This window comes from Kitasatospora sp. NPDC086791, from assembly GCF_040685975.1.
In the GTDB taxonomy this organism is placed as follows: domain Bacteria; phylum Actinomycetota; class Actinomycetes; order Streptomycetales; family Streptomycetaceae; genus Kitasatospora.
In genome coordinates this window covers 1-4,224 of record NZ_JBFBOC010000065.1, presented here as the reverse complement: position 1 = coordinate 4,224, position 4,224 = coordinate 1, and the positions used below count along the sequence as shown (strand labels likewise).

Below are 4,224 nucleotides of genomic sequence, written 5' to 3'. Positions count from 1 at the left end.
TGCCGCCCGTGACCACGACGGCGGGGGCGTCGGGTGTGCGGGTGCCTTCGTACGCTTTCCAGCACGAGCACTACTGGCTCCAGCCCACCACCCCGGCACCGACCGGTGACGGCCGGATCGACCACCCGCTGCTGCGGGACGCCATGGAACTCCCCGACGACAACGGCGTGGTGCTGACGGGACAACTCGCCATCGCCGCGCAGCCGTGGCTCACCGAACACGTCATCTCGGGCTCGCCCCTGCTGCCCGCCGCGGCGTTCGTGGACCTGGCGCTCCGGGCCGGCGAACACGTCGGCTGCCCGGCGGTCGAGGACCTGACGCTGGAGACGCCACTGGTGGTCGCGGACGCCGTGCAGGTGTCCGTGACCGTCGGCCCCGACCGGGCGGGCCGGCGCAGCGTCTCGATCCACTCGCGCGCGGACGGCGAGTGGGTACGGCACGCCACCGGGACCCTGGGCGCCGTACCCGTCGCACCACGGGAGCCCTGGGCACGGCAGTGGCCGCCGCACGCCGAAGCCGTCGACCTCGACGCCTTCTACGACAACCTGGCCGACGCCGGATTTGCCTACGGCACGGCCTTCCAAGGTCTGCGAGCGGCCTGGCGCGACGGCGACACCCTCTACGCGGAGGTGGCCGTACCCCCCGGCGACACCCGGTTCGCCCTGCACCCCGCCCTGCTCGACGCCGCGATCCAGATCGTGACCGTCGCCGACGACCGGGCGAAGATGCCGTTCTCCTTCGCCGGGATCTCCTGGTGGCGCGGCGCCGAACGCGCCAGGGTCCGGCTGACCGTGACCGGCCAGGACACCTGCGCGATCGGCCTCGCCGACCAGTCGGGCGCGCCGGTCGCCGAGATCGCCTCGCTGACCCTGCGCCGGTCGGCCGGGGCCACCACGCAGGACGTGCCGTACCAGGTGGCGTGGCCGGTCCTGGAAGCGGCGACCACCGAACCGGACATCCCGGTCCACCACGCCACATCGCCCGTCGAGACCCTGCGGGTGATCCAGGACTTCCTCACCACGGACACCCCGCGCATGGTGGTCGCCACGCGCAACGCCGTGCCGGTGCGGCCGGGCGAGGACGTCGACCCGCAGGCCGCCGCCGTCTGGGGCCTGGTCCGGTCGGCCGCCACCGAGCACCCCGGCCGGTTCGTGCTGGTCGACGGTGACGACGGCGACGAGGTCCGGCTGGCCGGCGACGAACCCCAGCTCGCGATCCGCGCCGGCGCCGTTCACGTCCCCCGCCTCGAACGGGCGCGGACCGAACCGCTGCCCTCGCCGCTCAGCCCCGAGGGCGCGGTGCTCGTCACCGGCGGCACCGGCACCCTGGGCGGCACGATCGCCCGCCACCTCGTCGTACGGCACGGCGTGCGGCACCTGCTGCTGGTCAGCCGGACCGGCCCGGACGCCCCCGGCGCGGCCGCGCTGACCGCCGACCTGGCCGAGCTGGGCGCGACCGTCGACATCGTGGGGTGTGACGTGTCCGACCGCGAGGCGGTGGCGCGGCTGCTCGCCGAACACCCGGTCACCTCGGTGATCCACGCCGCGGGCACGCTGGCCGACACCGTCGTGGAATCCCTCACCCCGCAGCAGTTCGCGCGCGTGTGGGAGCCGAAGGCCCTCGCGGCGCGGCACCTCCACGAACTGACCTCGGACCTGGAGGCGTTCGTGCTGTTCTCGTCGGCGGCCGGTGTGCTGGGCGGCGCGGGCCAGGCGAACTACGCGGCGGCGAACGCGTACCTCGACGGCCTCGCCGCACACCGGCACGCCCAGGGACAGCCGGCCGTGTCGCTCGCCTGGGGCTACTGGGCGGAGACCAGCGGCATGACCGGAGGTCTGACCGCCACCGACCGGCACCGCCTGGCCAGGGCCGGCGTACGGCCGCTGCCGACGACGGACGCGCTGGCCCTGTTCGACGCCGCGCTGACCGCGGGCACCCCCACCCTCGCCCCCGTCAGGTTCGACCTGCCGGCGCTGCGCCGCGCCGGCGACCCGCCCGCCCTGCTGCGGGAGCTGGTACGGCCCCGGCGCAGGCAGGCCGCCGACCGCGTGTGGACGCAGGCCGACGTGCTGCAACTCGTCGTGGGCCAGGTCGCCCTCGTCCTGGGGCACGCGTCACCGGAGGCGGTCAACCCCGACCAGGCGTTCACCGACATCGGGTTCGACTCGCTCACCGCCGTGGAACTGCGCAACCAGCTCGACGCGGACACCGGCCTGCGCCTGCCCGCGACGCTCGTCTTCGACCACCCGACACCGGCCCGCCTCGCCGCCTTCGTGCACACACGGCTGCACGGCACCGAACCCGACCCCCTGCTCGCCGAACTCGACCGGCTCAAGTCCACCCTGGACGCGGCAGCCGCCGACGCCGACTACGAGACCGTCGCGGCCCGCCTCGAAGCACTTCTCGCGGCCTGGACCGCCAAACGTACCGGCTCCGCGGCCGGTGTCGACGAGGCCAGCGACGACGAACTGTTCAGTCTTTTGGACGATGTGCACCGCAGGACCGAGGTCATCCGCTCGGGCGAGTCCCGCAACGCTGAGGAGTAGCGATGTCCGACGAAGAGAAGCTCCGCACGTACCTCAAGCGCGCCACGGCCGACCTGGGAGTGCTCAGTAAGCGCCTCGCCGACATGGAGGAGGCCGCGCGCGAGCCGATCGCGATCATCGGCATGGGCTGCCGCTACCCGGGCGGAGTGGAGTCCCCGGACGGCCTGTGGCGGCTGGTCTCGGACGGTGCCGACGCGATCACCGAATTCCCGCCGGACCGTGGATGGGAGGTCGTCTACGACCCTGACCCGGACCGGCCGGGCACGACCTACAGCCGATCGGGCGGCTTCCTCGCCGACGGCGCCGGCTTCGACGCCGGGTTCTTCGGCATCTCGCCGCGCGAGGCACTGGCGATGGACCCGCAGCAGCGGGTGCTGCTGGAGACCGCCTGGGAGACCTTCGAGTACGCCGGCATCGACCCGACCACACTCGGCGGCAGCCGCACAGCCGTGTTCACCGGCCTGTGGTCCTCCGGCTACGGCAACCAGCCGCCGCCGGACCTCGAAGGTTTTCTCGCCACCGGAACAGCCACCAGCGCCACGTCCGGGCGGGTGTCGTATCTGCTGGGGCTGGAGGGCCCGGCGGTGTCGGTGGACACGGCGTGCTCGTCGTCGCTGGTGGCGATCCATCTGGCGGCGCAGGCATTGCGGGCGGGGGAGTGCTCGCTGGCGTTGGCCGGTGGTGTGACGGTGATGGCGACGCCGGCGGGGTTCGTCGAGTTCTCGCGGCAGCGGGGGCTCGCGGCCGACGGGCGGGTGAAGGCGTTCGCCGAGGCGGCCGATGGTACGGCCTGGGGTGAGGGCGCCGGTTTGGTGCTGCTGGAACGCCTGTCCGACGCCCGTCGCAACGGCCACCGGGTGCTGGCGGTGGTGCGGGGTTCGGCGGTGAACCAGGACGGCGCGTCGAACGGGCTTGCGGCGCCGAACGGTCCGTCGCAGGAGCGGGTGATCCGTCAGGCGTTGGCGAACGCGGGACTGTCGACGGCGGACGTGGACGCGGCGGAGGCCCACGGCACCGGGACCACCCTCGGTGATCCCATCGAGGCGCAGGCGCTGCTGGCGACCTACGGTCAGGGGCGGGTGGAGCCGTTGTGGCTGGGGTCGGTGAAGTCGAACATCGGGCACACCCAGGCGGCGGCGGGTGTGGCGGGTGTGATCAAGATGGTCATGGCGATGCGGCACGGGCAGTTGCCGCGGACGCTGCATGTCGACGCGCCGACCTCGCACGTCGACTGGTCGGCGGGCCAGGTCTCACTCCTCACCGAGGCCCGGCCGTGGCCGGAGACGGGGCGTCCCCGCCGGGCCGGCGTGTCGGCGTTCGGCATCAGCGGCACCAACGCGCATGTGGTGATCGAGGCGGCTGCCGAGGAGCCGGTCGGGGTTTCGGCGGGGTCCGCTGGCGGGGTGGTGCCGTGGGTGTTGTCGGGGAAGTCGGATGTGGCGCTGCGGGAGCAGGCGCGTCGGCTGGGGGCGTTCCTGGCCGGGCATCCGGAGGTTGGCGCGGTTGCCGTGGGTCGGGCGTTGGCGGGGCGGTCGCGTTTCGATCACCGTGCGGTGCTGAGCGGTGTGGAGGCGTTGGAGGCTCTGGCCGGGGGCGGCACGGCGCCGGGTCTGGTCACCGGGACGGCCCGCCCGGTGGGTCGGTCGGTGTTCGTGTTTCCGGGGCAGGGTGCGCAGTG

Annotated in this window: 2 protein-coding genes; both read left to right on the top strand. The window is 73.8% G+C overall.

Translation table 11 applies throughout. The features are described 5' to 3' along the window. The first annotated feature begins 41 nt into the window (after positions 1-41). Positions 42-2,546 (top strand): type I polyketide synthase, encoded by a 2,505-nt coding sequence (locus AB0Q99_RS34175; RefSeq protein ID WP_363578149.1) that lies wholly within the window; start codon positions 42-44, stop codon positions 2,544-2,546. A 2-nt stretch (positions 2,547-2,548) separates the two neighbouring features. Beyond that, positions 2,549-4,224 (top strand): beta-ketoacyl synthase N-terminal-like domain-containing protein (locus tag AB0Q99_RS34170; RefSeq protein WP_363578147.1); only part of this gene is annotated, 1,676 nt, incomplete at its 3' end.